We start from the raw sequence: 26,852 nt of genomic DNA on the forward strand, positions 1-26,852 counted from the left end.
CGCTTTCAGCGGAGAGAGAGGGATTCGAACCCCCGGTACCTCGCGGTACAACGGTTTTCAAGACCGCCGCATTCGACCACTCTGCCATCTCTCCAAATGTAAATGGAGTAAAGTTTACACTTTGCCTCGCGATAGTTATCGCAGTCTCCAAGTCGATATACGTGAAGTGCATAAAGCACCTTTTGTTTCAAATTAAATTCTGAAGCCCTTTATAATTGGGCATTTTATTAAGTTACCTCTTTTGATAACGGATGCAAAAGTAGAGTAAATTTTTTAATTGCAAAATAAATTTTGCTGAAAAATGGTACTTTTTTTGAAATAAAAAACTATTTCTTTCAAAGTCAATAAAATATATAAAGAGTACTTTATGGAAGTAATAGAATTAAAAAGATTTTTTAAGCAATCCTGAGTTTCTTCTGATTTGCAATATGATTGTTTTGTAGAACAAAATCCCCTAATGGGGATTTAGCCTTTCTTCAATTAAATATTTAAAGTAAGGTTGAAAAAGGGTTTATATACATAGTATGTACATAAAGGTTAGTGTATGATAAGTATTTAATAATAATTAATTAATTCAGATCCATCAGATAGGTTTTGTGTAATTGCCGGATTGCCTATGTAATAGATTTTTGAACCACCTGATGCTGTTACATTCAGATTATCTGATACTTTAACTTCCAGATCACAGCCACCCGATGAAATAATGTTACAGGTTTTACTGTCTAAATCGAATCCGTAGAACTGACTGCCTCCTGAGCTTGTAATAGTAAGAGATTCGGTGTCCCCTTCGTTAATTGATAAAATAGAACCTCCACTTAAAATACTGATAAACTCGTCACAATCTATTGAAATATTGGCCTGACTTCCTCCAGAAAGGGCTGAAGTGAACTTTGAAGAGCTAAATTTATCAGCCGAGATGCAATGACTGCCACCAGATGCCACCAACGTTTCTAATAAAGGTGTTTTGATATAAATTTTTCGATGAGTGAAATTGTTAAGTTTGACATCATTATCAATTCTAAGCTTCATGATTCCATCAACAACTCGGGTATAAATGTACTCCTGAAAATTTTCAGGTGCTTCAACAATCACTTCATAGGTGTCGGCACTGTATGTTATTTCAGCCACAAATCCATATCCTATATCAATACCTGTAAAATCACCTGTATTTCTTGTTTCAATGGATACATCACCCGGATTGATTGATTCTTTGCAGGAAGAAAAGGTTAGAATACTTGCAATAAGGGCCAGCATAAGGAAGTATTTATTAATTCCGTTTTTCATTTTCGTAGTTTTTAAAGGTTAGTTTTTGAGTATGGATACTAGAATCTTCCAAATTTAAATACGATTCCATAGTTCATACCTCGCAGCATGTCTTGTGTACCTATTACATTAGGGGTTGGTTTGGGATCACGATATTCCTGATAGCTTAGGTTGATATTGCTTGTGTATCGATAACTGGCGCTCAAAGCAATTCTAAAAAACTTTAACATGTTAAATTCAAGTTCTACACCTGGTTCCAATACAAAAAATGCATCACTATCTTCATAGGTTTGTTGATAATCGTAATCGTACGAATCCCATTCATTTGTCTCCCAATGTTTGGTATAGGCTATTCCACCGGCACCAACAAGTATTGGGAAAGAAAGATGGATAGGTTGCTTAGCTCCAATAATAGGTTCGAATAGTAATCCACCATATCCTCCGGTAATCTGATATTTACTGTTTTTATTAGTAATTGGATCCGTAATATAAGTATCCGTTTTAGGATCTGTCATAAATCCGTAACCACCCATTCCAATAGCAAAATTATGATTGATGATCCAGCCACCACGGGCTCCGATCAAGATGGCATCGCGATCCCATATCTGACTATAACCAAGCATAATTGCACCATAACCTCCATTGGATTGATCTTTTTTTCCACCGAAAAGGGTTTTTACTTCATTGTCATCGTTTTGAGCACTTATTGTAAGCACTATGCAAGCGATAAGGAAGGTTGAAAATAAACGTTTCATATTGTTTGATTTAATTTCTTAATTGTTACTGTATTAAAGTCAAGATTAAAATGAAAAGGCTGCACTAACTGAAAAATTATTCATATTTAATCGAAAAAAATCGGGCCCAAAGAACTCAAACCCGGGAATAAAATCTGCTGATAGAATAAAGGGATACTTTAAAAAGCGATATTCCAATGTCAGGTAACCATCAAAACCGGGAGAAATAAAATTTCCTTCGTTAATGATCGGGGGAGCGAAAGGACGAAAAACGTTTCTGGATTCCACTTTTGTTCGATACGATAAGTGAGCTCCATATCCATATCCAAAGAACCATTGACTTGATTTATCAGGAAATGCAGGAGTGTGAAATACTCTCAGACCTGTTAATTGAATCCCGGATGAGTTAAATTGAAAACTACCGCTAAATCCTTTTTCCTGCGAGAACATCCGTTTGTATGAAACTCCCCAATAATCACCGGCTGATAATTTCAGCGCGTTCGTATAGTCCTGACCTTTGACAGTCAGGCATGTTAAAATAAATAATATTGATATATATAATTTCATATTGATCGGGTGAAGTTATTTGTGATAGATTTTTAGTGTCGCATCATTGATGTTTATCTGAATCTTTTCCTTGGCTGTTTTATTCTTATAATAAAAACTTACCGGTTCATATTGAATCTTTTCTTGCCAATCTGTAATAGCAGATGTAATTGAATTAGCAAATTCAAATTCGCTTTTTGATCCTTTAATGGTTGATGAATATGCAACCGGATTGGTTAATTGTAAATCGCAATTGGCATATTCTGAGTTGATCCGTATAAGTTTAAAAGCAGGATTAATTCCTAAATGAGTAAGTTCACCATACTTCAGAATCATATTGAATTCACTGTCCAGATTTTGTATGTTCATTTTACTGAAGTAGGTATCTCCAAACATAAAGCCGATATGACCAATGTTGTATTCGTCCCTTTTAGATTGAAGTTTGATCAGATTACATTCGTCAATGGAAACCATTGATGATTTGGAATTTAAGTTTAGCTGTCCTGCATCTTTAATTTTAACTTCACTAAAATTCAGGCTTAAAGAGGATTGCTCAAGCTGTTCAATTAATACATTACCAAATGCAAGGTTGAGAATATTGGAACCTGTTATTTTCTTTGCCTGAAAATCGCCGTTTGCCAGTTCGATATTTAAGTTGCCCTGAAAATCTGGGATAAAGATGTTTCCGTATCGATTATTGATTTTGATGTTAATGTATTCAGGTACTTTTACATAGTAATCGATGTGTGAACTTTTATTCGATGACATTAAATTAGTAGCTTCTTTTATGTCGGAAAAGAAAGATGCGTATTTGCTGCCAAAGACTGTTTCAGCCGAAAGAAAAGAAGAATTTCCACTGATTTTAAAATCAACATTCTCCTTTATTTTATTGAATTTGCTTTCGTTCTTTTCAGCAATAAAAAATTCAATGTCAATACTTACCGAATCAACATCCCAGGTTGAAACGTGAATACTACCATACTTATTAATTAGCTCCAAAGTAGCGGTTGGCGACACGTATGATGTACGGTGATGCTTGATTGTTTCAGTATAATTTTGAGCCAAAATCCAATGACTGAAAAGTATATAAAACAATAAGACGGTATAACTTTTATAATTCATATGATTTTGTGTTTTTTGGCTTTTCATTTTTTTCTTCAAGGAAGGATTTTATGTCCTCCAGTATCATCAGTTTCATTCGATAGTTCTGAATCATTGCTTCAATAACTTCTTCGTTTGAAACATTATCGTTTAAATCTTTTTTAAGCTGAACCATGATAGTGTCCAATTCAGCCAGATCAATTTCCATTTCTTCCTTTAATTCAGGAAAACCACCAGCTAACTGATAAACCTGTTCTCTTTTAACATTTATCTGTGATGTATAATAGGCTTCTGCTTCAACTATCTCAGGCACCTCAGCCAACTGAGAAGTAGGTTGTTCCGTATTGTTAAACACTACCATAAAGACTGCTATGCCTGCAATGCATGCTGCAGCTATTATACTGATGTATCGTATCTTTACACTGTTGGATTTTTTTGAATGTCCTAAGCGAGTTGCAATTTTATCCCAACTCTCTTTAGGTACTTCCAGATCGTTAAACCCATCTGCATTATTTTCTATGAAATCTTTCAGGCGATCAGTCATGGCATTTAATTTAAATTGTATTGCATTGATCCTGCTTTCAACACCTCAATCAGTTTTTTCTTGGCTCTTGCCAGCTGTGATTTCGAAGTTGAAACTGTAATATTCATAATCTCAGAAATTTCCTGGTGGTCGTATCCTTCCAACATATACAGTGAAAAAATAACCCTGTAGCCGTCCGGAAGTAAAGCCATTGCATGCTTTATATGATTCACACTTAATTGAGTGTACTCTGTATCTTCATAGTCATCAGAAATTGCATCAGGTGTAATCTCTTCTTTTAATTCAAGTGCAACTTTTTTTCTTTTCAATTCATTAATACATTTATTAATTGTAATTCTTTTTATCCACGCTCCAAAAGTTGATTCGAACCGGAAGCTTTCAAGTCGGTTAAATGCATCAATAAATACCTCCTGAAGCATGTCTTCAGCATCATAAAGATTATTCATCATTCTGTAGCAAATATTAAACATGGCTTTGGCATAAAGCTCGTACAATTGCTTTTGAGCCTTAGCATTGCCTTTTGCTGCCTTTTGGATGATAGGTTTATGTATGTCGATTTGTTCAGTCAATTTCTAAAATGTTAACGATCTAATGACAGAATTAAATTAATATGGATGCATAGAAAATGAAAAAAAATATCATTAAATTGAAAAGTGATTGATATTGAGTGCTATAAATGTATAAAATAAGTTGATAGAATGTGTAATGATAGCTTGTTTAAGCAGGTAAAAGAAGCTATTCAGTTATATCAAATTTTGAAGTGGTTGTAATATTTATAGGGGTTTTATGTGTTAAAGTTAAATATTTAAGATGGAGGTGTCTTTTAAATTGTAGTTGATAGGTTAAAAAATAGTAAAATTTGTAAGTAAACCCCCGTTTTATATCTTTGCAGCCGAGAAAACTGATAAATGTCATAAACAAATGAAGAGTAAGAGAAAAATCCTACTGACTTTGAGTCTGTTACTAGGTGCTGGTGGCATAATAAGTGCCAATGCCCAACCGGATGTGGATACGGGAGCCACAGCCTGGATGTTAACATCAACGGCTTTAGTGTTGTTGATGGTACCCGGATTAGCTATGTTTTACGGTGGATTGGTTCGATCAAAAAATGTTCTTGGAACAATGATGCACAGTTTTGCAGCCATGGGAGTGATGAGTGTTCTGTGGGTTGCAGTTAGCTATAGTATGTGCTTTGGAGAGAATGTTTTAGGTGGATGGTTTGGATGGAATTCTGATTATCTATTTCTTAAAGGAATAGATAACAGCATTATCGATGGGGGAGTTCCTGAATACGTTTTTTCGATGTTTCAGGGAAAATTTGCCATTATAACACCTGCTTTAATAGCCGGAGCTTTTGCTGAAAGAGTAAAATTCAGAGGTTATTTGATTTTCATTGCTGCATGGGGACTTTTAGTATATAACCCTCTGTGTCACTGGGTGTGGGCCGAAGATGGATTTTTATTTAACATGGGTGCTGATGGAGCCATTGATTTTGCCGGAGGGACAGTAGTTCATATATCTGCAGGCGTTAGTGGTTTGGTTGCAGCAATTTATTTAGGTGCACGTCGAGGATATCCACAGCGTCAGATGAAGCCAAATAATCTTGTAATGACAATGATGGGAGCCGGTCTTCTTTGGGTAGGTTGGTTCGGATTTAATGCAGGAAGTAGTATATCAAGTGGATTAGCTACGGCTCAGGCATTGACTGCTACACAGGTGGCTGCCGCAGCCGGTGCAATTACCTGGATTATTATTGAAGGTGTTCATCAGGGCAAAATGACTGCTTTAGGATTTGCTTCCGGTATATTATCTGGTTTGGTTGCTGTGACCCCAGCTGCTGGTGTTGTTCAGCCAATAGGAGCAATGGCATTGGGTGCGATTGCAACCGTTATTTGCTACTACATGTTAATTGTAAAAGATAAATTAGGATACGACGATTCTTTGGATGCATTTGGAATTCATGGAGTAGGTGGAATTGTTGGAGCTGTTGCTCTTACATTCTTCATCAGAGACTCATGGATGGCAGAAGCTGCTGAAAAAGCTGGTGGTGTTTGGACAATCTGGCAACAGCTTGGTGTTCAGGTAGCAGCAGTTGGTATAGCTATTGCTTATGCAGTTGTACTAACGATAATTCTTTTAATTGTGATAGAAAAACTGTTCGGATTGAAAACAAGTCCTGAAGAGGAAATGCAAGGATTGGATCATACTTTCCATGGTGAACGTGGATATGGTATGTTAAATCCTAACTAATCTCCAAGTAAGAGCAAATTGTTTTTGTATTGACTTAAAATTTAAAAGAATGAAATTAATTACAGCTATAATAAGATCATACCAATTGGATCAGGTTCGTGAAAGCTTGATTGCTGCCGGTATTACTAGAATTACTGTGAGCAGGGTGTCTGGTCACGGAGCACAATTACAGGAAGAAGTCTACAGGGGTAAAAAGGTTATCCCTGGATTGATACCTAAAATGCGTGTGGAAATTGCAGTTAATGAGGAGTTTGTCGATACTACTGTTAATGCAATTATGGATGCCGCTCGATCAGAGAGTGAGGTGGAAGGTGAAATTGGAGATGGTAAAATTTTCATTACCAACCTTGAAGAGTGCATTCGAATTCGTACAGGTGAGCGTGGAGGAAGCGCTATTTAAGTAAGATTTTGGTGTGTTTGTCAAACAAATCAAACTTTGTAAGTAATCTAGGTTAATTATTAGTATCATTGCGAAGCATTAGAAAATTGTATTGATACCATTATAACCTCCTATATCTATGAAAAAAGTTCCCTCGTTTTTAACGGGGGAACTCTGTTTTTAGGGGGTACTTAAAATCATTTTATCACTTCGCGATAAACGGGTATCATTTCCATCTTTAAATTATTGAAAAAGGTTTTGGTTTGAGTATAGTTACGCGTAAAACCTAAAATGAAACCACCACCGCCGGATCCGCAAAGTTTTAAAGTAAAGTCATCTGTTAATAATCCGTGATTCCAAATATCCTGTATCGATGCTGGTATCATTTCTGGCAGGTATTTCAATTGTAATGCAGACAATGATTTAAGGTCGTTAAACATCCCATTCAAATTACCATCAAGCATTTGATTAATGCATTTGTTTGTTAATGGAATCATTTCTTCTTCAATAACCTTCAGATAATTCGGATCCTTTATTTTCTCCATAAACAGTTTAACCAATGGGGCAGTTTTGCCTGGTTTTCCACTGTTTATTAAAAATATCGCATCATCATCCATTATTTCTTTTCGTGGAATGCCAACAGATGATATTTGGTGCTTGTTTTCTAATACCAATGGATGCTTCAGATAACAAATTAATGGATCAATGCCTGAACTGGTACCATGATAAAAGGATTCTATCTGTGCAAAATTCTTTTTGAGTTCCAGTATTTCTTCCATTTGAATTCCTGCTCTGGAATCTATCCGATCAAGAGTATATTCATTGTATAGGGCTGCTACCAATGCTCCGCTACTTCCCAAACCATAACCTTCTGGTATACTTGATTCGAAATATAATCCATTATTAAGGTCATTGGCCAGTCTGTCACAATCAAAATCATGAAGAAGCTGATTTTTGCTTTTTAAATCCGAGATGTAGTTGTTTAATTCACGGATCTGCTGATTAGAGTTTTGGGCAAAATCCAAATCGGTATAACTATTCTTGTTAATGAATTTTAGTTCGCCATTGAAATGCGCATAAGGGATGGTCAATCCCATTGAACCAAGAATGATGCTGTATTCGCCAAACAGCATTACTTTAGAATAATAGATTTCTTTTTTCCCTTTTTTTATGCTCATTGTATTAATTTGTTTGCATTGATATTTCATCATAAATAACTGTCTGGTCCTCACATAAAGGTGCCAGATGTTCTTTTATAAACGGCTGTATTAAACGGATGTGTTTTTTTTGGTAGATCAAATGAATATTAGGACCTGCATCCAGTGTAAAGGTTAATGGAACCTGACTGTTTTTTCTGAATTCTTGAATTCTATTTATTGCCTCCAGTGTTTCAGGAGCCATTAAAGTGTAACCGGGAGAAGAACTCATCATTAATGCATGCAGGCTTAGAGCCTCTTCCTCACAAATGATTGCAAATTGTTCGAAATCACCAGTACCAAGTGCTTTTAATAGCTTTGCAATATTTGAATTGGCCTGGTTAATCCTTCCTTGTTTATATGGATGATTGTTCATTAATGAATGGCCAACGGTACTGCTCACAGCTTTTGATCCTTTTCGAATAACCAGAATACTATCCTGAAGATCCTCAAAGTTGGAATGAACCGAAGTGTTAACAGAGATGCCGTAGGCATCACTTGATTCCGAAATTACAGGAGTCTTACCCCAAAGTATCCAGCCTTCCTGCGTTGATCGACAGGCACTGCCTGAACCTAATCGTGCAATTTCAGAAATCAACACTTGTTTATTGGTGTGACTGTTACCAATTTTTTCACTGATATCAACCAATGATTTAGCCAGTGATGCCATGGAACTGGCTGATGATGCTATACCACTCGAGTGCGGAAAAGTATTTTCAGTTTCGATGAATAAATTACCGCTTTTTAAATAGGGTAGCAGGTGTTCTATATTCTTTATGAAAAAGTTAAGCTTGGGTATGAAGCTATCTTTTTCTTTTCCTTCAAAAATAAAGTTGATGTTCAGTTTGTTGTCAGTTAATTCGTATTGAACATTGGTTTTTGTCAAGGCTTTACTCAATGTAAAACTTACACTTGGGTTTTGTGGCTCTTGTAAACCTTTCTTACCCCAATATTTTACTATGGCTATATTTGAAGGAGCATCCTGATATGTTTTTATTATTTGCTGCATTAACTTTTCGTGTTTAAAACAATCTGTTTGTAACTGAAAATGGTTTTAAGACCTTTTTGTTGGAAATAATTCCTCAAATATTCTTCATTACACTCTGTTACAGCCATAAAAAAGTCTCCTCCCCAGGCACCCAAACTTTTAGTATAACCTTTGAAATCTGAAAAATGTTCAATGTTTAAAGGTTTAAATTGAACAAAATGACTTATGATGTCTTCATGTTTATGCATCAATCTCCCAAATTCACTCAGGCTTTGAGTTGATGTCATTAGATCTGTAATCTCATTTATTTCTTCAATTACCAGATCACTAACAGTGCTGTCTTTCGTAAAACGTTTTACTTCTTGGTTACTGTTCTGCTTCTGACCACTGTAAATGAAAAAGATATGTTCCTTAAATTCAGGATCAAAATCAACTTTCTCAACGGTTGTTTGATTCTTGATGGTCTGATAAATAATTGCCTGATTATTGAGAGCACAGGCAATGTCATAACCAGATCCTCCAAATGTATGTTTCAATAATAAATATGGATCAGTTTTTAACCATTTTGATAAAAGCGCAATAAGTGTGGAGCTGCTTCCCCAGCCCCAATTATTATTAAATTCCAATTCGGTCGTTATTGATTTACCTTTCAATAAATCTCTTGTGCTGTTATTTATTTTGCATACCTGGTTTAGAATATCTCTTAGGCGCAAAGCTTCAGATGATTGATTGTCATTCATTAGATTCAAATCATCATCAAAATTTGCCTCAAACCATAAACCTTCGGGATTGAAGGCTTTCCAGCTTAATCCGCTCTCTTGGTTATGGACCGTTAATTTCTGACCTTTATTTAGCGACAGAGCCAAAGCTTTAGCACCTTTCAAAACAAGATATTCAGCGGTTAACAGAAGTTTACCGTTGGCATGAAATATTTGCTTTCCGTTATTTTTCATGCCTTCTGTTTAGTCTCTTCTAAAAATGTTTGAACAGCTGAGTAACTTACTGTTTGGTCGGCAAAGAAGGCAAGAGCCTTTGTCTTCTGTTCCTCTGTAGCATTAAGAGCAGTCAGAATATTCCCCAAATGTAATTTCATATGACCTTTTTGGATGCCGGTGGTAACCAATGAGGTAACGGCACCAAAATTATTTGCCATTCCTGCTGCTGCCACAATCCGCATCAGTTCTTCTGCTCCTGGATTACCTAAAATTTCGAAGGCATTTTTTACCATTGGATGAATATTGGTAAGTCCTCCAACGGTACCCAAAGCCAAAGGAACTTCCAAAGTATAGGTGAATGTGTTTTCGTCAATTTTACAATGGGTGAGTGAACGATATTGTCCCGATCGTGCAGCAAAGGCTTGAGCACCTGCTTCAACGGCTCTGAAGTCATTACCCGTTGCCAATACAACAGCATCTATTCCGTTAAAAATTCCTTTGTTGTGTGTTACGGCCCGGTATGGATCATTAATTGCAATATCGACACCTGTTTTAAAACGTTTGGCAAATTCCTGTGGAGAAAAAGTACCCGAGTAAGGAGCAAGCTGCTCAATGGAACATTCAACTTTACATTCGACAACACATTCCGGAGTATAATTACTTAGAATGGACATGATGTGTTCAGCCTGTCCAAATTTATTTAAAGCAGGAGTGGTATTGATAAAATCCATCAATGGTGTTGAAATAAGCTCAAGACAGGTATTGATGAAATTAGCACCCATAGAATTGGCAGTTTTGAATTTTACCAACAGCTGATAGGTGTTATTCATATTGTCAATGGGTTTTATTTCGAAACCAGTAATACCTCCGCCACGAGCTCTCATGTTTATGGTAGCTTCCGAAGAGGCCTTTTCAATTATATTTTCGATTTGATTTGAATGCTCCTGAAGTAAGGAAACAGGTCCGTTCCATTGAAAGAACAGCTGACCATTTTTAATTGTATCCTTTACTCTGACTTGAAACCCTCCGTTTTTTGCCCAAAAGGATGCTGCTTTTGATGCAGCAGCTACAACAGAACTTTCTTCAATAACCATTGGTACAATGTACATTTGGTCGTTAACAAGAAAATTGGGAGCCAGACTAAAAGGTAAATAATAATTAGAGACCGTATTTTCTGAAATATCATCAAAAAGAGACTGGTCAGTTGGATGTAAATAACGATTCAGGTTTATTTCAACCTGATCTGATGGTTTCAGATACTCCATTAATAACCGGATTTTTTCATCCCTGTTTAACTTTGAGAATCCTTTTATGACTGAATTTTTTTGCATGTTATTGCTTTACTCTTAAAAAGTTATTAGCCAATTGTAAACCATTTTCCAACTTCTGAATATAGTTTCGAAGTTTATCATAGCTTCCCATTGAATGACGTAAAAATGCTGATCCCATACCGAAAATAGCAGGCATTCTTGATATCTCAGTCAGGTAGTAGCCATCCAGAATTGAAGATATTCCACCTGAGATGATCAGGTTATTCACTTTTACCCGATAACCCATCTTATCAATCAGTTGGTTAATTGTTTGCGTCATGTTTTCAGCTGTGTGACCAATGTGAATAAATGGATTATACACCTCCGCCGCAACGGCTTCAGAACGATTCAACTCAACCAATGAAAAGTTGGTTCCACCTAAAGCTCCGAATTCAATTGCTTCCAATGGCAATGCTAATAATTGACGCAGGCTTTCTTTGCCGAAGCCTTGCCCCACTTCTTTTACAATAATTTTAAGATCAGTTTTGGCAAGGTATTTTTTTAATATTTCTATGGGTGGTGATTTTAATAAATCTCCTTCTGGCTGAAAGGCTTCCTGCATAGGATTAATGTGAATGACCAAACCATCAGCCTGCAGTTTCTGTACCAGTTCGTCTAACTTTTCTTCCGTTTTGTTTTCCAACATTTGCTCCAACTGACAAATCCCAATATTGGCAAATAAAGGTACATCATCACCCATTACAGGGCGAACGTTGAAATCATCGAAATACTCAGGAGAGTCAAGTAAAATACGGCACGATCCCAAACCCATACCCATTCCAAACTCAGCGCATGCCTGTGCCAGGTTTTTATTGATAGTGCCGGCTCGTTTGGTTCCACCTGTCATGCTGGAAACCCAGATTGGAAGACGCATTTTCTTATCTGCAAATTCAAAACTCAGATCTTTTTTACCATGGGTCCCCATCATTGGTTCATAATCGAAACGATTATCAGCCAGATTACCATCCAGTCGTGAACTAAAAGCTAAATCGATATGGTCTTTTTTGCGGTCTTCCATGTTTGTTAGAGTTTCTTTACAGACAAATTTACGTCTTATTATTCCAATCCCAAATGCTTACTGATGACAATGCGAAGTATTTCAGATGTTCCTTCACCAATCTGAAGAATTCTCTGGTCGCGATAGAAGCGCTCTATGGTTGAAGATTTAAACAAACCTTGCCCTGAGAAAATCTGAACTGCTTCATCAGAAACCTCTTTGGCAATCTCGCTACAATATAGTTTCGACATTGCGGCTTCTTTACCAAACGGAAGTCCTCTGTCTTTTAAAACACAAGCATTATACAGTGTGTTACGGGCAAGTTCAATTTTCATAGCCATATCAGCTAGTTTAAATTGAATAGTTTGGAATGATGCTATTTTAGTTCCAAACTGTTCTCTTTTTTGAGCATATTCTAAGGCCAATTCAAAGGCTCCCTGGGCAAGTCCCAGTCCCATAGCTGCAATTGATAAACGACCTGAATCAAGTGTCTTAAGCATTTGACCCAAACCACGACCTCTATTACCCAATAGGTTCTCTTTAGGTGTTTTAACGTTATCTAATTTGATTTTAGCAGTATCTGAGGCTCTCCACATCATTTTTCCTTTCATGCTTTGAGTTGAAAAGCCTTCAGAATCACGATCAACCAGTATGGTAGAAAAACGTTTTTTACCATTATCTTCATCTGTAAAGGCAAGTATCGTCATGCCCTTCATCAGCTCATTACTACCGTTGGTTATATATCGTTTTGTACCATTTATCAGCCAATGATCTTCTTTATCTTCTGCAATAGTTTGAACACCTTGAGCATCAGAACCAGCCATTACTTCAGTAAGTCCGAATGCCCATAAACCATCACCATTGGTTAGAATCGGCAAATACTTTTCGCGTTGAGCTTCCGTACCAAAATTAAAAATAGGAGCAATGCCCAAACTGTTATGAGCTGCCATCGTTGCGCCCTGCGAACTATCAATACGGGAAATTTCTTCTACTGCAATGATGTAGGAGAGAGTATCCATTTCGCGGCCACCATATTTTTTTGGAATATCAATTCCAAATAACCCTGCCTGCCCCATTTTCTTTGTTAAATCAACCGAAAAAGTTTCCTGCTCATCAAGTTGGGCTGCAACTGGTTTGATTTCTTTTTCTGCAAATGTTCTTACTTCTTGTCGAAATGCTTCGTGTTGTTCGTTTGCTAATACTGACATGTTAGTTTGTTGTTATTAATAGTTGGTTCGATTTTACCTGATCTCCGTTTACAACATGGATTTGTTCAATCTTTGTATCTTTCCATGCGCTCAGTCGATTTTCCATTTTCATAGCTTCCAGAATAACCAGTACATCACCTGCTTTCACCTTTTGCCCTTCTTTCACCAGAACTTTTGCTACTTGTCCGGGAAGAGGAGAGTACAGGGTAGAACCATTGTTTTGATTATGTTTTTCGTTTTTAGGCTGATACTCGGGTAAAATATCCAATGCCTTAATGTGATGTTCCTGATTTTGAATAACTATTGTGTAATTTTCATTTTTATTAAAGTGATAGGCTTTAATTGACATATTATCAATGTTATACTCTAAGGTGTTATGGTCTAATCTCATATCAGATATAGGATATACCTTATCTTCTATATTCAATAAGATTCGGTTATATTGTTTTTTATAGCTGGCTTTATACGTTTTATCATTATAGATAAACTCCAATTGAGGTAACAATCTCCAAAAACCATTTATTCCATTTTGAGGATTAAAACGAATTAAACTATAAGTTATAAGCGATTGAGTTATTAATTCCTGATGATTTGAAATCAGCAGATTATGCTCATCCTGACAAAAGTGAGTGTGTATATTACCTTCCTTAAATTTTTGATGATTTAATATGTTTTGAAGATATGATAAGTTGGTTTTGATACCACCAATAATCGTTTCTGACAATATTGAAGAGAGTTGCTTGATTGCTTCATCTCTGTTTGTCTCATGAACAATAAACTTGGCAATCATCGGATCAAATTGTGAATGAATGGTTGTTGGCGAATCAAATGCCATTTCCATTCGTAAACTTTTATTCTCAGGTAAGATTAATTCTTCTATTGAGCCGGGAGAGGGGCTGAAATTATTAGCAGGATCTTCGGCATAAATTCTGGCCTGGATTGAATGTCCATTGATTAAAATATCATCCTGTTGCAGTTTCAGAATCTCACCATTGGCTATTCTGAATTGCCATTCAACCAGATCAACTCCGGTTATTTCTTCGGTAACGCAATGTTCAACCTGAATACGGGTATTCATCTCCAGGAAATAATGTTTTCCTTGATTATCAACCAGAAATTCAAGTGTGCCGGCACTTTTATAATTAATACTTTTGCAAAGTTTAATTGCATCAGAGGTTAATTCTTTTCTTTTACTATCAGAGAGATTAGGAGCTGGTGCTTCTTCAATTATTTTTTGAAAACGCCTTTGTACAGAACATTCCCGTTCAAATAGATGAACAGTATTTCCATATTCATCGGCCAGAACCTGTACTTCAATATGACGCGGCGATTCCAGGTATTGCTCCACATAAACCCGGTCGTCTCCAAAATAGTTTTTAGCCTGACGTGAAACTGATGATAGCTGGGATTGAAGCGATTCTTTATCCTGACAGATGACCATGCCTTTTCCGCCGCCGCCCATTGCCGCTTTAATCAGTACCGGATAGGGCATTTGATCTGCCTGTTGTATTATCTCATCTACTTCACCTTCCCACGATTGAGTGATAGGCACATTGCATTTGCGAGCTATTTCACGGGCAGTTTGTTTATCGCCCATGAGTTTTAAGTCATTGGGTGAAGGGCCAATAAATTTTATTCCTTCTTTTATACAGGCGTTTGCCAGATTATGATTTTCAGCCAGAAAACCATAACCCGGATGGATGCTGTCTGCATTATAAATTTTAGCTAATTCAATGATTAGCGGAATATTCAAATAGGTTTCAGCCAAAGAAGTTTGTTTGAAATAATGCACTTCATCACTGATTTTTGCCGGAATGGTATCTTGCTCCAGTTCAGTTAATGTAACAATGGTTTTTATACCTAATTGATGCGCAGCTCTAATTATTCGAACAGCAATCTCACCTCTGTTTGGAATCAATACTTTTCTAACCATTTTCGCTCTGTTCTTTACTCTTTAATCCAACTGGGTTTTCTTTTCTCAAAAAAGGCAGTAACACCTTCTTGTCCTTCATCAGAGATTCTCGCAGAAGCAATTGTCTGACAACACAGATTAGCCAAATCATCGGTGAACTCGCCGTTATCAACAATTCTATTCAGTAAGTGTTTTGTTGAGGCAATTGCTTCAGGACTGTTTTTCATGAACTGTTCAGCAATTTTTCTAATTCGATCTTCAGATTCTGAAGGGATTATGATTTCGTTTATTAATCCTGTTTTTTTAGCCTTTTTAGCTTTAAAGGTTTCACCGCTTAGCATTAAGGCCTTACTATGATTGAAACCAATTTTCTTTACAATGAATGGAGCTATTGTGCCCGGTACCAAACCAAGTTTGACCTCTGGAAAGCCAAATAAACTATCTTTTTCTGCCAACGTATAGTCAGCGCAGGCAATTAGTCCTGTGGCACCGCCGAATGCGAACTTTTGGACCCAGGCAATTATTGGTTTCGGAAAATAATATAAAGTTGAATAAAGCTTGTAAAACAACCTGGCATCCTCCATGTTTTCATTCATATTCTGCTGAATACCGGCCCGCATCCATTCCAGATCAGCTCCTGAACAAAAAACACCGTCAGCTCCCTGTAGAACCACAACGCGTTGTCTTTCGTCTTCGGCAATGGCTTTTAAGTTTTCGATTAATTCATTAATCATGGATATGGAAAGAGCATTCTTTTTAGCTGGATTATTTAAGGTAATCCAGCTGATGCCATTATCCTGATCTATTTTGATGTTTTGATCTATTTTACATTCTGAATACTCCATATCCAATATTTTCTTTGTTTGCGTTTGAAATAATTTGCAACACCCGGGCTACTACATCACGGGTCGAAACAGGATCAATGATGCCATCATCCCATAACCTGCTTGTACTATAGTAAGGCGAACCTTCTTCTTCGTATTTTTTTACAATCTGATCACGGATAGATTCCAGTTCTTCGGCATTTATATCCTGATTAAGAGCTTTTGCCTGATCTTTTTTTATGGTGATCAATACTTCTGCAGCCTGTTTGGCTCCCATAACCGAAATACGTGCGTTTGGCCACATAAATAAGAAACGCGGTTCATAAGCCCTACCTGCCATTGCATAATTTCCGGCGCCGTACGATCCGCCAATAATAATAGTGAAATATGGAACCTTTGAATTAGCTAATGCATTCACCATTTTTGCACCATCCTTGGCAATCCCTTTGTGCTCATATTCCTTACCAACCATAAATCCGGTGATATTCTGTAAGAATAGCATAGGTATGTTTCGCTCGTTGCACAACTGTATGAAATGGGTTCCTTTCAAGGCTGATTCAGAAAACAGAATTCCATTATTAGCAAGTATGCCAACTTTCTGTCCCTGTATTTTTGCAAAGCCTGTTACTAAGGTTGATCCATATTCTTTTTTAAACTCATGGAATTCGCTATTATCCGTAAGTCTCGCAATAATCTCCCTAATGTCTGGGAAAGGTTTTCCATCGGCAGGGATTAAACCATATAAATCGTCGATAGGATATTTTGGAGCAAGAAAGTTATTTTCTGCTCTTTTCTTTTCGGGCAATGATTCAATAATGTTCCGGCAAATATGAATGGCATGGGTGTCATTATCAGCCAAATGGTCAGCAACACCGGATATATGGGTGTGAACAAAACCACCACCTAATTCTTCAGCACTGACTTCTTCACCTGTTGCAGCTTTCACCAGAGGAGGACCCGCCAAAAAAATGGTGCCTTGCTCTTTTACAATAATGGTTTCATCACTCATGGCAGGCACATAAGCGCCACCTGCAGTGCATGATCCCATTACAATAGAAATTTGTGAAATACCTTTGGCCGACATCCTGGATTGATTAAAAAAGATCCTGCCAAAGTCGTTTTTGTCGGCAAATACCTTAGCTTGTTCAGGTAAAAAGATGCCACCACTATCAACCATGTAAATACAGGGCAGGTAGTTTTGTTCTGCAATTTCCTGGGCCCTTATATGTTTCTTAATGGTTTCAGCAATGTATGTACCTCCTTTAACTGTTGCATCATTGGCTACAATCATTACATCTTTGCCATGTACTTTACCAATTCCGGTTAAAATACCGGCTGATGGAAAAGCATCTTTATATTGACCATTTGCAGCTAACTGTGATAATTCCAGAAAAGGAGAATTTTTGTCTAACAATAATTCAATTCGTTGACGGGCCAGTAACTTACCTCTTTCGGTATGTTTTTTTATTGCTTTTGGGTCACCGCCATTAATAACTGTATTGAGTTTATTCCAATAATCTTCAATGAGATATTGGTTCTTTTCCTGATTATATTGAAAGTCTTCGTTGTTCGTTATTTTGCTTTCTAACTGAAACATATTGGTCCTGTTGAGTTATCAGTAATAACCTTAAAGCTGACTAATTGTTCAGCTTTTTTGGTAATAAATTATACAAATAAAAGAAAACCAGATGCAAAAGTATGATAAGTATTTGAAATAATAAAATTGCGTTAACCATTTGGTTAATCCAAATAGTTGATATAGATTTGAACCGAAATTAACCAAATGGTTAAACTAGATGGATGATTTAAAAAATAAACAATCAGGAAATGTAAGTGAGCAGGTTATTTTGAATGCTGCTCGCGATGTTTTTATGGAAAAAGGAATGGACGGTGCGCGAATGCAGGAGATAGCCGACAAGGCAGGTATCAATAAAGCGATGCTGCATTATTATTTCCGTTCCAAAGAAAAGTTATTCGACAAAGTCTTTGTTGAAGCTTTTAAGGAGTTCTGGCCTCAGGTGCAAGATGCTTTAAAGATTGAATCTCCTCATGAGGCTTTGGAATCAATTGTACAGGCTTATATCGAAACATTTATGGAGAAACCCTATTTACCCAATTTTATTTTGGGTGAATTGCATCGAACTCCTGAAAAATTCGGTTTGCTTATGAATGAGGTTGGAATTCAGCCTAAAGTAATTGTCGATTTTCTTCAACAACAAATGGAAATGGGATATTTAAAGAAGACAAATCCGATGGAGATGATGATTAATATTATTTCTATGTGTGTGTTTCCATTTGCGGCTCGTCCTCTAATGATTCAGTTGTTAATGAAGAATGATGAGGAGAAATGGAATCATTTCATGGAGGGACGAAAAGAATCAATCATGAATATTATTAAAGAGTGTTATTTTATCAAACAATAATTATATGAGAGTTTACCTTTTTATTGCCATTATATTTTCCATTGTTGGGGTAAATGCGCAGACTTTAACTCTTGAAGAGTGCCTGCAATTAAGCAGGGAGAATTATCCTCTTATTTCTGATTTTGAGAATCTGGATCAACAGCTTTCTTTAAGATTAAAGTCGTTAAATGCCAATTACTATCCTAAGCTGGATGCTTCGGTTCAGTATACATGGCAAAATGATGTACCTGGTATTGATGCTTCGATGACAGGTTTTAATGTTCCTAAAGCTCCCAAGGAGCAATACAAAGCTTTTGTGGATATTCAGCAATCGATTTATGATGGAGGCATGACAAAAGCAGCCAAACAAATGGAATCGAGTAAGAAAGTTGCCGAGAAACTGAATGTGGAAGTTCAATTGTACTCAATCAGGAACAAGGTAATTGATAGCTATTATTTATTACTGACTTTAAAAGAACAGCTTAAACAATTAGCTTATAACGAAGAAATATTAAAACAAAGACTGGCAGAGATGAAAGTGGCTGTCGAAAACGGAGCTCTCTTGCAAAGTGAAGCTGATCTCTTTGAAGTTGAATTGCTTAAGGTGGAACAGGATAAATATTCGTTATTAGAAGGTCAGAAGGCTGCCCTTGAGATTCTTACAGAATTGACAGGAGCAAATCTTTCAATGGATCAGGAGTTTATTATGCCGGTAACACTTGACAATCAATTAAGACCTGAGTACAAGCTTTTTGAAGCTCAACAACAGCAACTGGGAGACTACCAATATTTGAAAGGTCGCCAACGTATCCCGGTTTTAGCCGGATTTGGTCAGGTTGGCTATGGAAATCCAGGCTATAATATGCTGAAGGACGAAATGGCTACTTTTTATATGGTGGGAGTAAGGTTGAAATGGAATATCTGGGATTGGAAATCCACTTCCAGCGAAAAACAGATAATTCAATTACAATCAGAGAGTTTTCAGACGCAGGAAGCAACATTTACAAAGAATCTTTCTTTAGCTGAAAAAGAAGTGGAATCACGTATTCGAAAACTGGATAAGATTTTAGAAAAGGATGATGCCATTATAGCTCTTCGAGAGAAGATTACCCAAGCGCGTCAATCGCAAATGAATAACGGAACGGTTACAGCTGCCGATTACATCAAAGAGTTTAATGCCGAAAGTATGTCGCGCTTGGCTAAAGAAATTCATTTGATTGAAAAAAGTAAAGCTGAAGTGGAATTACAAGAGTTAGGTAAAAAGCAGAATTAATATTTAGGGCCAAAGAATATGAAAATAAAAAATGCATTGATATTAGCTGTTACATTGATTGTTGCAGCTTGTAATAATGGTGAGGACGGATCAGATGCTTATGGAAATTTCGAAGCAACAGATAAATTGATAAGTTCAGAGGTTAGTGGTCGTGTTATTCAATTGGCTGTTGAAGAAGGCCAGGAATTGAAGGAAGGCGATTTGATTGCTCTGATTGATACCACTCAATTGGTAATTAAAAGAAATCAGTTGATTGCATCACGCAAAGCATCTCAAAGTAAAACAGACCAGGTTAAAGCTTCGATTGAGGTTTTAAAAGCACAAAAGGGTGTTTTAATGAAAGATGTAACGCGTGTTTATAATATGTATCGTGAGAAGGCAGCTACTTCGAAGCAGGTTGATGATTTACAGGGCCAGGTACATGTGATGGAAAAACAGCTCGAAGGTTATTATACCCAGATAGAAAGTATCAAAGCTGAATTAGGTGTAATTGATGCTCAGCTTGCTGAAATAGAGGATCAGTTGCATCGCTGTAACTTAATGATGCCATCAGAAGGTACTGTTCTTCAAAAGTTTGTTGAGCAGGGTGAAATGGCTGTGATGGGTAAACCTGTGGTAAAAGTGGCAGATTTGAATACCATGTTCTTACGTGCATTTGTAACTGGTAGTCAATTACCTGAAATTCAAATTGGTCAGAAGGTTGAAGTGCGATTCGACAAAACCGAAGATACCAATCAAACCATTGAAGGTACCATTTCCTGGATTTCATCATCGGCTGAGTTTACACCAAAGATAGTGCAGACAAAGGAAGAACGTGTTGATTTGGTTTATGCGGTTAAGATAGCTATTGAAAATGATGGCAGAGTTAAGATTGGAATGCCTGGTGAAGTCAAATTCTGATTATGATTGAGTTCAAAAACATACATAAGTCTTTCGAAGATGTGCATGCTGTCGATGGTGTATCGTTGAATATTGAAGAAGGGGAGTTGTTTGGCTTTATTGGTCCTGACGGAGCCGGTAAAACTACTTTGTTTCGCATGCTCAATTCGCTTCTGATACCCGATGAGGGTGAGATAAGTTTGTTCGGGTTGGATCCTGTTAAGGAGTACAAAAAAGTTCGTCAGATCATTGGATATATGCCCGGTAAGTTTTCGTTGTATTACGATTTATCCATTGAAGAGAACCTGCAATTTTTTGCAACTGTTTTCGGTACCACCATCGAAGCAAATTATCATCTGATTGAAGACATTTACAAACAGATTGAACCATTTAAGAACCGACCTGCCGGAAAACTGTCTGGAGGGATGAAGCAAAAACTAGCATTGTCGTGTGCTCTGATTCATAAACCTCGTCTTTTGTTGCTTGATGAGCCTACTACAGGGGTTGATGCTGTGTCGCGACGAGAATTCTGGGAAATGTTGCAAAAGCTGAAAGAAAAAGGGATTACCATTGTTGTTTCCACACCTTATATGGACGAAGCGGGTTTGTGCGACCGTGTTGCTTTGATGCAAAACGGGAAGATTCATGCCGTGGCACCACCCTCTGAAATTGTTGCTCAGTTTTCAGATCCATTGTATTCAATTAAAGTAGAAAACAATTACAAGTCACTTCAGGCACTTCGGCAATGGGAACACTGCGAAAATGTTTATCCTTTTGGAGAAACACTTCATTATCTCGATAAGAGAAATGATGTTGATGGAAAAGACATTGAAGCGTATTTATCATCACAACAATTGGTTTTTGATCATGTGGAATTGATACAGCCTGATATTGAAGATTGTTTTATTGCTTTAACTCATAAGGTTGGTTGATATGGAGAAGAAAAAGGTAATTACAGTTGAAAACCTGGTAAAGAAATTCGGGAATTTCACAGCCAATGATAACCTTAATTTTCACGTTGATCAAGGAGAAATTTTTGGATTCCTGGGTGCTAACGGGGCTGGTAAGACAACTGCCATGCGTATTCTTTGTGGTTTGTCTGCTCCAACTTCTGGTAAAGTTGATGTGGCAGGTTTTGATGTTTCGCATCAGTCTGAAGAAGTTAAGAAGCGAATTGGGTATATGAGTCAGAAATTCTCATTGTTTGAGGATTTAAGCGTCTGGGAGAATATGCGCTTTTTTGCTACTGTGTACGGGCTTTCTGCAAAAGTTTTTAAAGAACGGGGTGAGCAATTACTGCATAAGTTGAATTTGTTTGAAGAAAGAAAACGACTGGTTTCGACACTTTCATTAGGATGGAAACAAAAGCTGGCTTTTAGTGTGGCTATCCTTCATCAGCCATCAATTGTATTTCTGGATGAACCAACAGGTGGAGTTGATCCAATCACACGGCGTCAGTTCTGGGAGATGATATACGAAGCAGCTGATAATGGAATTACTGTTTTTGTGACTACTCATTACATGGATGAAGCAGAATATTGTGATCGTGTAACTATCATGGTGGATGGACGCATTGATGCATTGGGTACACCCTCTGAATTAAAAAAGCAGTTTAATGCTGCCAGTATGAATGATGTTTTTCTGGCTTTGGCCCGATAAAATAATGTGATCTATGAATCGATTTATAGCATTTGTTAAGAAAGAGTTTCTGCATATTTTCCGTGATTATCGCACAATGCTGATTTTATTTATCATGCCGATAGTCCAGATTCTGATCTTTGGTTTTGCTATTACTACTGAAATCAAAGATGCATCCATTGCAATACTGGATAAATCAAAGGATGAGGTTACACGCGAACTGACTCAAAAAATGTTATCGTCAGGTTATTTTAAAAATGATGCTTATCTGACTAATGAGTCTCAGATTGAACCTGCTTTTAACGATCAACGAGTGAAAATGGTAGTTGTGTTTGAGCCTGAGTTTAGTCAGAATCTTCAAAAAACTGGAACAGCTCATGTACAATTGGTTTGTGATGCCTCCGATCCGAATTTAGCCAGAATGCTTTCACAATTTGCCGATGGTATTTTTACTTCATACACCACCAGTTCTAGTGTTTCAATGGGTATTCAACCTGAAGTACGCATGTTTTATAATGAAGCTTTGGAAGGTGTTTATATGTCCATTCCCGGTATTATGGCTATGATTCTGATGTTGGTTTCTGCTATGATGACGAGTATTTCTATTACCCGCGAAAAAGAATTTGGCTCAATGGAGGTCTTATTGATTTCTCCGCTTAAGCCATTGCAGATTATTCTTGGAAAAGTAACTCCTTATGTGCTAATGGCACTGATTAATGCTGTTTCGATCCTTGCTTTGGGATACTGGGTATTTGGTGTTCCTGTTAAGGGGAGTATTGTATTACTGTTAATAGAGTGTTTGTTGTTTACCATACTGGCTTTGTCTCTGGGGATATTGATTTCGACGGTCGCCAAAAATCAGATGGTCGCCATGTTTATGAGTATGTTTGCTCTTATGCTGCCAGTGATTCTTTTGTCAGGGTTTATTTTTCCTGTTGAAAATATGCCATTACCCTTGCGAATACTTAGTAATATTATTCCTCCCAAATGGTTTATAATCATAGTAAAAACCATTATGCTCAAAGGAGGAGGCTTGTCTTATGTCTGGAAGGAAACACTCATCCTCATTGGTTTTGTTGTGTTATTTGTGACATTAAGTGTGAAGAAATTTAAAATCAGATTACAGTAGAACAATGAGAATTATACTAGCCATATTACAAAAAGAGTTTTTACAGGTTTTTAGAAACCGAACAATGCTGCCATTGATATTTGTTCTGCCTTTGGTTCAATTGATTGTGCTGGTAAATGCCGCAACAATGGATATGAAAAATATCAGTGTAACAGTGGCTGATAAAGATTTGTCAAGTACATCGCGTTTATTGATAAGTAAGCTGGAAGCATCGCCTTTTTTCAAATTGGAAGATCTGGCATTAAGCAAAGAAGAGGCGATTGAAAGGATTCAGGATAATAAAACAGATGTGGTCATTTTCATTCCACATAATATGGAATCTGATTTTAACAGGGAAGGGAATGCTAAACTGCAGATTATTACAGATGCTATTGATGCTTCAAAGGCACAATTGTCGTTTGGTTATTTAAGTAATATTGTTCGGGGGCTAAACCTTGAAATTTCAATTGAACAACAATTATTGACCGATGTCAAACAAATAAAATCGGAGGCTTTATATTGGTTTAACCCCAATTTAAATTACAAATATTACATGTTACCGGCTATCATGGCCATCTTGTTAACCATTATAGGGATGTTTCTAACGGCCTTAAACCTGGTTCGGGAAAAAGAGATTGGTACAGCTGAACAAATAAATGTAACACCCATTAAGAAATCCCATTTTATCATTGGTAAGTTAGTACCATTTCTTATTATTGGCTTGTTTGAACTGACGTTGGCATTAACCCTTTCGAAAATCATTTATGATTTACCTATCAATGGTAATCTATTGGTTTTATATGCTTTTGCATTTGTTTATCTGTTGGCAGTATTGGGTATCGGATTATTTATTTCAACCCAAAGTCAGACTCAACAACAGGTAATGATGATCAGTTTTTTCTTTTTATTGGTTTTTGTATTGTTAAGTGGTGCTTTTACTTCAGTTGATAATATGCCCGTTCTTGCTCAGGAACTAAATCGCCTTAATCCGCTTTATTATTTTATGAATGTAATTCGTATGGTTCTGATAAAAGGAGCTGGTTTTAGAGATATTATGGTGGAATTTGGTTCAACTTTGTTAATTGCTTGTATTACGGTACCTTTAGCTGTTTTTAGTTATCGAAAAACCTCTTAAGGCTAATGAAGGGCAATTTTTTATTATCAGCAATAATTCTATTTGTATTGACATCCTGCAGTGTTTCAGGTTATGAATTGTTGTTGGATAAGACAATGGATCCTTCGTTAAAAAATAGGATAGAAGATTTTGCCTCTCAAGGAATAGAAAAAGATTGGCCGGCTGAATTTAGGAAAGAAGATCTTGTACAAGCAGCAAAAAAATACAAAGGTTCCAGCTATAGAGCTGGTGGGTTAAGTTCATTTGGAATGGATTGCTCCGGTCTGGTTTATCTCGCAGCTAAAGATATTGGATTGAGTTTGCCGCATAAATCAGCTGATATGGCTCGTTATGGACAGATTGTACCAACAAAGGGACGATTGCGAAAAGGTGATCTGGTATTTTTTAAGGGCAGTAAAAGTCGACTGATCAATCATGTAGGTATCATGATTAATACCTCAGAATTTATTCATGTGTCGAGTTCAAAAGGTTGTGTGGTGACTGCAATAGATGATGATTATTGGGGCGATTTGTTTATTTGGGGTACACGATAATCATATAAATTTCACTTTTTACAATTAATTCAGATTGAATTAACATTAGGTTTATATTTTCTTAATCCACAATTACGTTATTTGTTTTCCACTAAACAACGATGACATTCGTCACGATTTCATGGAAGGGCTGTTTCCATCAAGATATATTTCTTTTTCGCAGGTAGGGCCCTTCCATGGTTTAGTTTTCAACCTTATCTCAATTGTTCACTTTCGAGGTTGTGGAAGGCAAAAAAGGAAGTCTGGCCCTTTTTAATATTGAATGTAAAAGTTTCTTCACTTTGCATTCTTCCTGTCGCGGTTAATTTAACCTGATGAGTTCCTTCACTTAGTGGAATGCGACAATATGATATACTATATGGCAGGGCTTGCCAGTTGCGTGTATCAGCCTGTTCGGTGGCCGCATTAATAATACTTAAAACGGCTCCCAGATTTTCATTTTCTTTACGAGCAACTGCCTCCATGGCTTTTTTAGCAGCTAATCGGGCAATTCCTGCGCCTATTTCTCTTACCATTCTGTCTTTCAGACATTGAAAAGCAATGCTATTGATGTCCTCAGATAATTGCAGCGGATAGTTATCTCCATTGACTGAGATATAAGCATTGTTAAAAAGAGGTTTGCGCTCAACATATTTTGGGAAGGCAACCCTTAATACAGATAAGTTTTTGAAATTATTCTTCTTTTCATTGGAGTAATTTCCGATGTAAATAGGGTATGATAAACCATATTCTTCGTTGGCAAGAGTCATCCAACCATCATTATAGCCTGTGTTAACAAAATTAATGCTCCATTCGTCTTTGACAGGACCAAATCCATTCATCCAGAAAAATACAAGATAACCATTCTCTTCTTCTTCAGGTTCATAGGTCATTCCAAATTTATCTTTGTAAAATTCCAGTTCAGTTCCAAAACCCAGTTCGTATGCAGTTCGGAGAATATCCTTTTTTAATTGATCAGGAGTTTGAACGCCAAACATAGTGGAATAATCCTGCTCATATATTTCCAAAGCATTTCGATAAGCTATAAAGGCATCGTTAATGTTACCCGATGCTTCGTATACCAATCCCATCATAGTGTGGGCAAAGGCATCCCGTGTATATTTATTCTTACCTTCTTTGTATTTCTCATTAAATTGTTGAAGAAGAATATTAACTCTTCGACATTCTACCAGAGCACCTTCATAATTATTGAGGTAAATAAAATTCAGAGCCTTATAGTAATGAACCATTACGGCCTCAAAATCTTCCGGTTGATAAGGTTTGATACCCGGATTTGTGATAAGAGCTAAAGCTTCGCTACCAATACTTTTTTTATAATCTTCAACGTAATAATCTGCTTGGTTAAAATATTCTATGCTTTGTTCATACTCACCATTCATAAAAGAAACTACACCTCTGTTGCAGAAATAGAGCATACGGTTTTTACCTTCACCTCCTTTTTTATCATTCTGAAGAATTTTATCAGCCGACTCAAACTGACCAGCTGTAATCATGTTCTGTAGTTGAATATTCTTCTCGTAGTAGGTAAGACACGAGCTAAATAGAAAGATTATTGAAAGGAGTAAAAGTAGTCTTTGGATCATAGGTAAGGTATGACTTAAATAAGAGGGTGTCCAAAAAGTGATTCTGCAAATAAGGAATCTTTCAAATTGTAACTTTACTTTCATTATACCCCACCAAACCTCCCCTAAAAGGGA

The 26,852-nt window shown here is 36.8% G+C and carries 26 protein-coding genes and 1 tRNA gene; 10 read left to right on the forward strand and 17 right to left on the reverse strand.

The window, feature by feature from the left end; all coding sequences use genetic code 11:
* Positions 1–9: 9 nt before the first annotated feature.
* The 7 genes from ACRD62_RS21015 to ACRD62_RS21045 form a co-directional block, all read right to left on the reverse strand.
* Positions 10–94, reverse strand: a tRNA-Ser gene (locus tag ACRD62_RS21015).
* Between the two features lie 461 nt (positions 95–555).
* Complete coding sequence (locus ACRD62_RS21020) at positions 556–1,284, reverse strand: head GIN domain-containing protein (protein ID WP_430822068.1); 729 nt, start codon at positions 1,282–1,284, stop codon at positions 556–558.
* 38 nt (positions 1,285–1,322) lie between these two features.
* A complete protein-coding gene (locus ACRD62_RS21025; RefSeq protein WP_430822069.1) occupies positions 1,323–2,018 on the reverse strand; it encodes a hypothetical protein in 696 nt (231 codons plus the stop codon).
* 45 nt (positions 2,019–2,063) lie between these two features.
* Positions 2,064–2,564 (reverse strand): hypothetical protein, encoded by a 501-nt coding sequence (locus tag ACRD62_RS21030; RefSeq protein WP_430822070.1) that lies wholly within the window; start codon positions 2,562–2,564, stop codon positions 2,064–2,066.
* Positions 2,565–2,579: 15 nt separating this feature from the next.
* Positions 2,580–3,665, reverse strand: a complete 1,086-nt coding sequence (locus ACRD62_RS21035) for a hypothetical protein (protein ID WP_430822071.1) — start codon at positions 3,663–3,665, stop codon at positions 2,580–2,582.
* On the reverse strand, positions 3,655–4,188 hold the full coding sequence (locus ACRD62_RS21040; protein ID WP_430822072.1) for a hypothetical protein: 534 nt from the start codon (positions 4,186–4,188) through the stop codon (positions 3,655–3,657). Before ACRD62_RS21040 ends, ACRD62_RS21035 begins: the two co-directional genes overlap by 11 nt.
* 5 nt (positions 4,189–4,193) lie before the next feature.
* Entirely contained in the window at positions 4,194–4,757 is a 564-nt protein-coding gene (locus ACRD62_RS21045; RefSeq protein WP_430822073.1) for an RNA polymerase sigma factor, read from the reverse strand.
* Between the two features lie 352 nt (positions 4,758–5,109).
* Here ACRD62_RS21045 and ACRD62_RS21050 point away from each other — a divergent pair, with 352 nt between their 5' ends.
* Together ACRD62_RS21050 and ACRD62_RS21055 are read left to right on the forward strand one after the other, a co-directional pair.
* Entirely contained in the window at positions 5,110–6,438 is a 1,329-nt protein-coding gene (locus ACRD62_RS21050) for an ammonium transporter (protein ID WP_430822074.1), read from the forward strand.
* Between the two features lie 49 nt (positions 6,439–6,487).
* On the forward strand, positions 6,488–6,838 hold the full coding sequence (locus ACRD62_RS21055) for a P-II family nitrogen regulator (protein ID WP_430822075.1): 351 nt from the start codon (positions 6,488–6,490) through the stop codon (positions 6,836–6,838).
* A gap of 176 nt (positions 6,839–7,014) precedes the next feature.
* On the opposite strand, the gene ACRD62_RS21060 is transcribed toward ACRD62_RS21055, so the two are convergent.
* Genes ACRD62_RS21060 through ACRD62_RS21100 form a run of 9 tightly spaced genes read right to left on the reverse strand, consistent with a single transcriptional unit; the run spans position 7,015 to position 17,784 of the window.
* Complete coding sequence (locus tag ACRD62_RS21060) at positions 7,015–7,995, reverse strand: mevalonate kinase family protein (RefSeq protein WP_430822076.1); 981 nt, start codon at positions 7,993–7,995, stop codon at positions 7,015–7,017.
* A gap of 4 nt (positions 7,996–7,999) precedes the next feature.
* On the reverse strand, positions 8,000–9,022 hold the full coding sequence (locus ACRD62_RS21065; protein WP_430822077.1) for a diphosphomevalonate decarboxylase: 1,023 nt from the start codon (positions 9,020–9,022) through the stop codon (positions 8,000–8,002).
* Positions 9,022–9,954: a GYDIA family GHMP kinase gene (locus tag ACRD62_RS21070; RefSeq protein WP_430822078.1), complete on the reverse strand. Its 933-nt coding sequence runs from the start codon at positions 9,952–9,954 to the stop codon at positions 9,022–9,024. The genes ACRD62_RS21065 and ACRD62_RS21070 overlap by 1 nt, the downstream gene beginning before the upstream one ends.
* Positions 9,951–11,267 (reverse strand): hydroxymethylglutaryl-CoA reductase, encoded by a 1,317-nt coding sequence (locus ACRD62_RS21075; protein WP_430822079.1) that lies wholly within the window; start codon positions 11,265–11,267, stop codon positions 9,951–9,953. The genes ACRD62_RS21070 and ACRD62_RS21075 overlap by 4 nt, the downstream gene beginning before the upstream one ends.
* Before the next feature lies 1 nt (position 11,268).
* Complete coding sequence (locus tag ACRD62_RS21080) at positions 11,269–12,264, reverse strand: beta/alpha barrel domain-containing protein (RefSeq protein ID WP_430822080.1); 996 nt, start codon at positions 12,262–12,264, stop codon at positions 11,269–11,271.
* A 38-nt stretch (positions 12,265–12,302) separates the two neighbouring features.
* Entirely contained in the window at positions 12,303–13,451 is a 1,149-nt protein-coding gene (locus ACRD62_RS21085; protein ID WP_430822081.1) for an acyl-CoA dehydrogenase family protein, read from the reverse strand.
* 1 nt (position 13,452) lies between these two features.
* Positions 13,453–15,384, reverse strand: coding sequence for an acetyl/propionyl/methylcrotonyl-CoA carboxylase subunit alpha (locus ACRD62_RS21090; protein WP_430822082.1), 1,932 nt, complete (start codon positions 15,382–15,384; stop codon positions 13,453–13,455).
* 14 nt (positions 15,385–15,398) lie between these two features.
* Positions 15,399–16,208 carry an enoyl-CoA hydratase/isomerase family protein gene (locus tag ACRD62_RS21095; protein WP_430822083.1) on the reverse strand — a complete coding sequence of 270 codons (810 nt, stop codon included), beginning with the start codon at positions 16,206–16,208 and terminating at the stop codon, positions 15,399–15,401.
* A complete protein-coding gene (locus ACRD62_RS21100) occupies positions 16,189–17,784 on the reverse strand; it encodes a carboxyl transferase domain-containing protein (protein WP_430822084.1) in 1,596 nt (531 codons plus the stop codon). The genes ACRD62_RS21095 and ACRD62_RS21100 overlap by 20 nt, the downstream gene beginning before the upstream one ends.
* Positions 17,785–17,983: 199 nt before the next feature.
* Here ACRD62_RS21100 and ACRD62_RS21105 point away from each other — a divergent pair, with 199 nt between their 5' ends.
* From ACRD62_RS21105 to ACRD62_RS21140, 8 genes are read left to right on the forward strand one after another with little or no spacing between them, the layout of a single operon-like run.
* Entirely contained in the window at positions 17,984–18,610 is a 627-nt protein-coding gene (locus tag ACRD62_RS21105; protein ID WP_430822085.1) for a TetR/AcrR family transcriptional regulator, read from the forward strand.
* Positions 18,611–18,614: 4 nt separating this feature from the next.
* Positions 18,615–19,862 carry a TolC family protein gene (locus tag ACRD62_RS21110; protein ID WP_430822086.1) on the forward strand — a complete coding sequence of 416 codons (1,248 nt, stop codon included), beginning with the start codon at positions 18,615–18,617 and terminating at the stop codon, positions 19,860–19,862.
* Positions 19,863–19,880: 18 nt separating this feature from the next.
* The gene (locus ACRD62_RS21115; protein ID WP_430822087.1) at positions 19,881–20,762 is read left to right on the forward strand and encodes an HlyD family secretion protein; all 882 of its coding nucleotides are present in this window, start codon (positions 19,881–19,883) and stop codon (positions 20,760–20,762) included.
* Positions 20,763–20,764: 2 nt separating this feature from the next.
* Complete coding sequence (locus tag ACRD62_RS21120) at positions 20,765–21,673, forward strand: ABC transporter ATP-binding protein (RefSeq protein ID WP_430822088.1); 909 nt, start codon at positions 20,765–20,767, stop codon at positions 21,671–21,673.
* A gap of 1 nt (position 21,674) precedes the next feature.
* Positions 21,675–22,400: an ABC transporter ATP-binding protein gene (locus tag ACRD62_RS21125; protein ID WP_430822089.1), complete on the forward strand. Its 726-nt coding sequence runs from the start codon at positions 21,675–21,677 to the stop codon at positions 22,398–22,400.
* A 13-nt stretch (positions 22,401–22,413) separates the two neighbouring features.
* On the forward strand, positions 22,414–23,508 hold the full coding sequence (locus tag ACRD62_RS21130) for an ABC transporter permease (protein WP_430822090.1): 1,095 nt from the start codon (positions 22,414–22,416) through the stop codon (positions 23,506–23,508).
* Between the two features lie 4 nt (positions 23,509–23,512).
* Positions 23,513–24,622, forward strand: coding sequence for an ABC transporter permease (locus ACRD62_RS21135; RefSeq protein WP_430822091.1), 1,110 nt, complete (start codon positions 23,513–23,515; stop codon positions 24,620–24,622).
* Positions 24,623–24,627: 5 nt separating this feature from the next.
* Complete coding sequence (locus ACRD62_RS21140; protein ID WP_430822092.1) at positions 24,628–25,155, forward strand: C40 family peptidase; 528 nt, start codon at positions 24,628–24,630, stop codon at positions 25,153–25,155.
* 194 nt (positions 25,156–25,349) lie between these two features.
* Here the strand turns inward: ACRD62_RS21140 and ACRD62_RS21145 are convergent.
* Positions 25,350–26,852: COG3014 family protein (locus tag ACRD62_RS21145; RefSeq protein WP_430822093.1), on the reverse strand; the 1,503-nt coding region annotated here is incomplete at its 5' end.

The sequence above is a fragment of the Carboxylicivirga caseinilyticus genome (assembly GCF_050589785.1).
Taxonomy (GTDB): Bacteria; Bacteroidota; Bacteroidia; order Bacteroidales; family Marinilabiliaceae; genus Carboxylicivirga; species Carboxylicivirga caseinilyticus.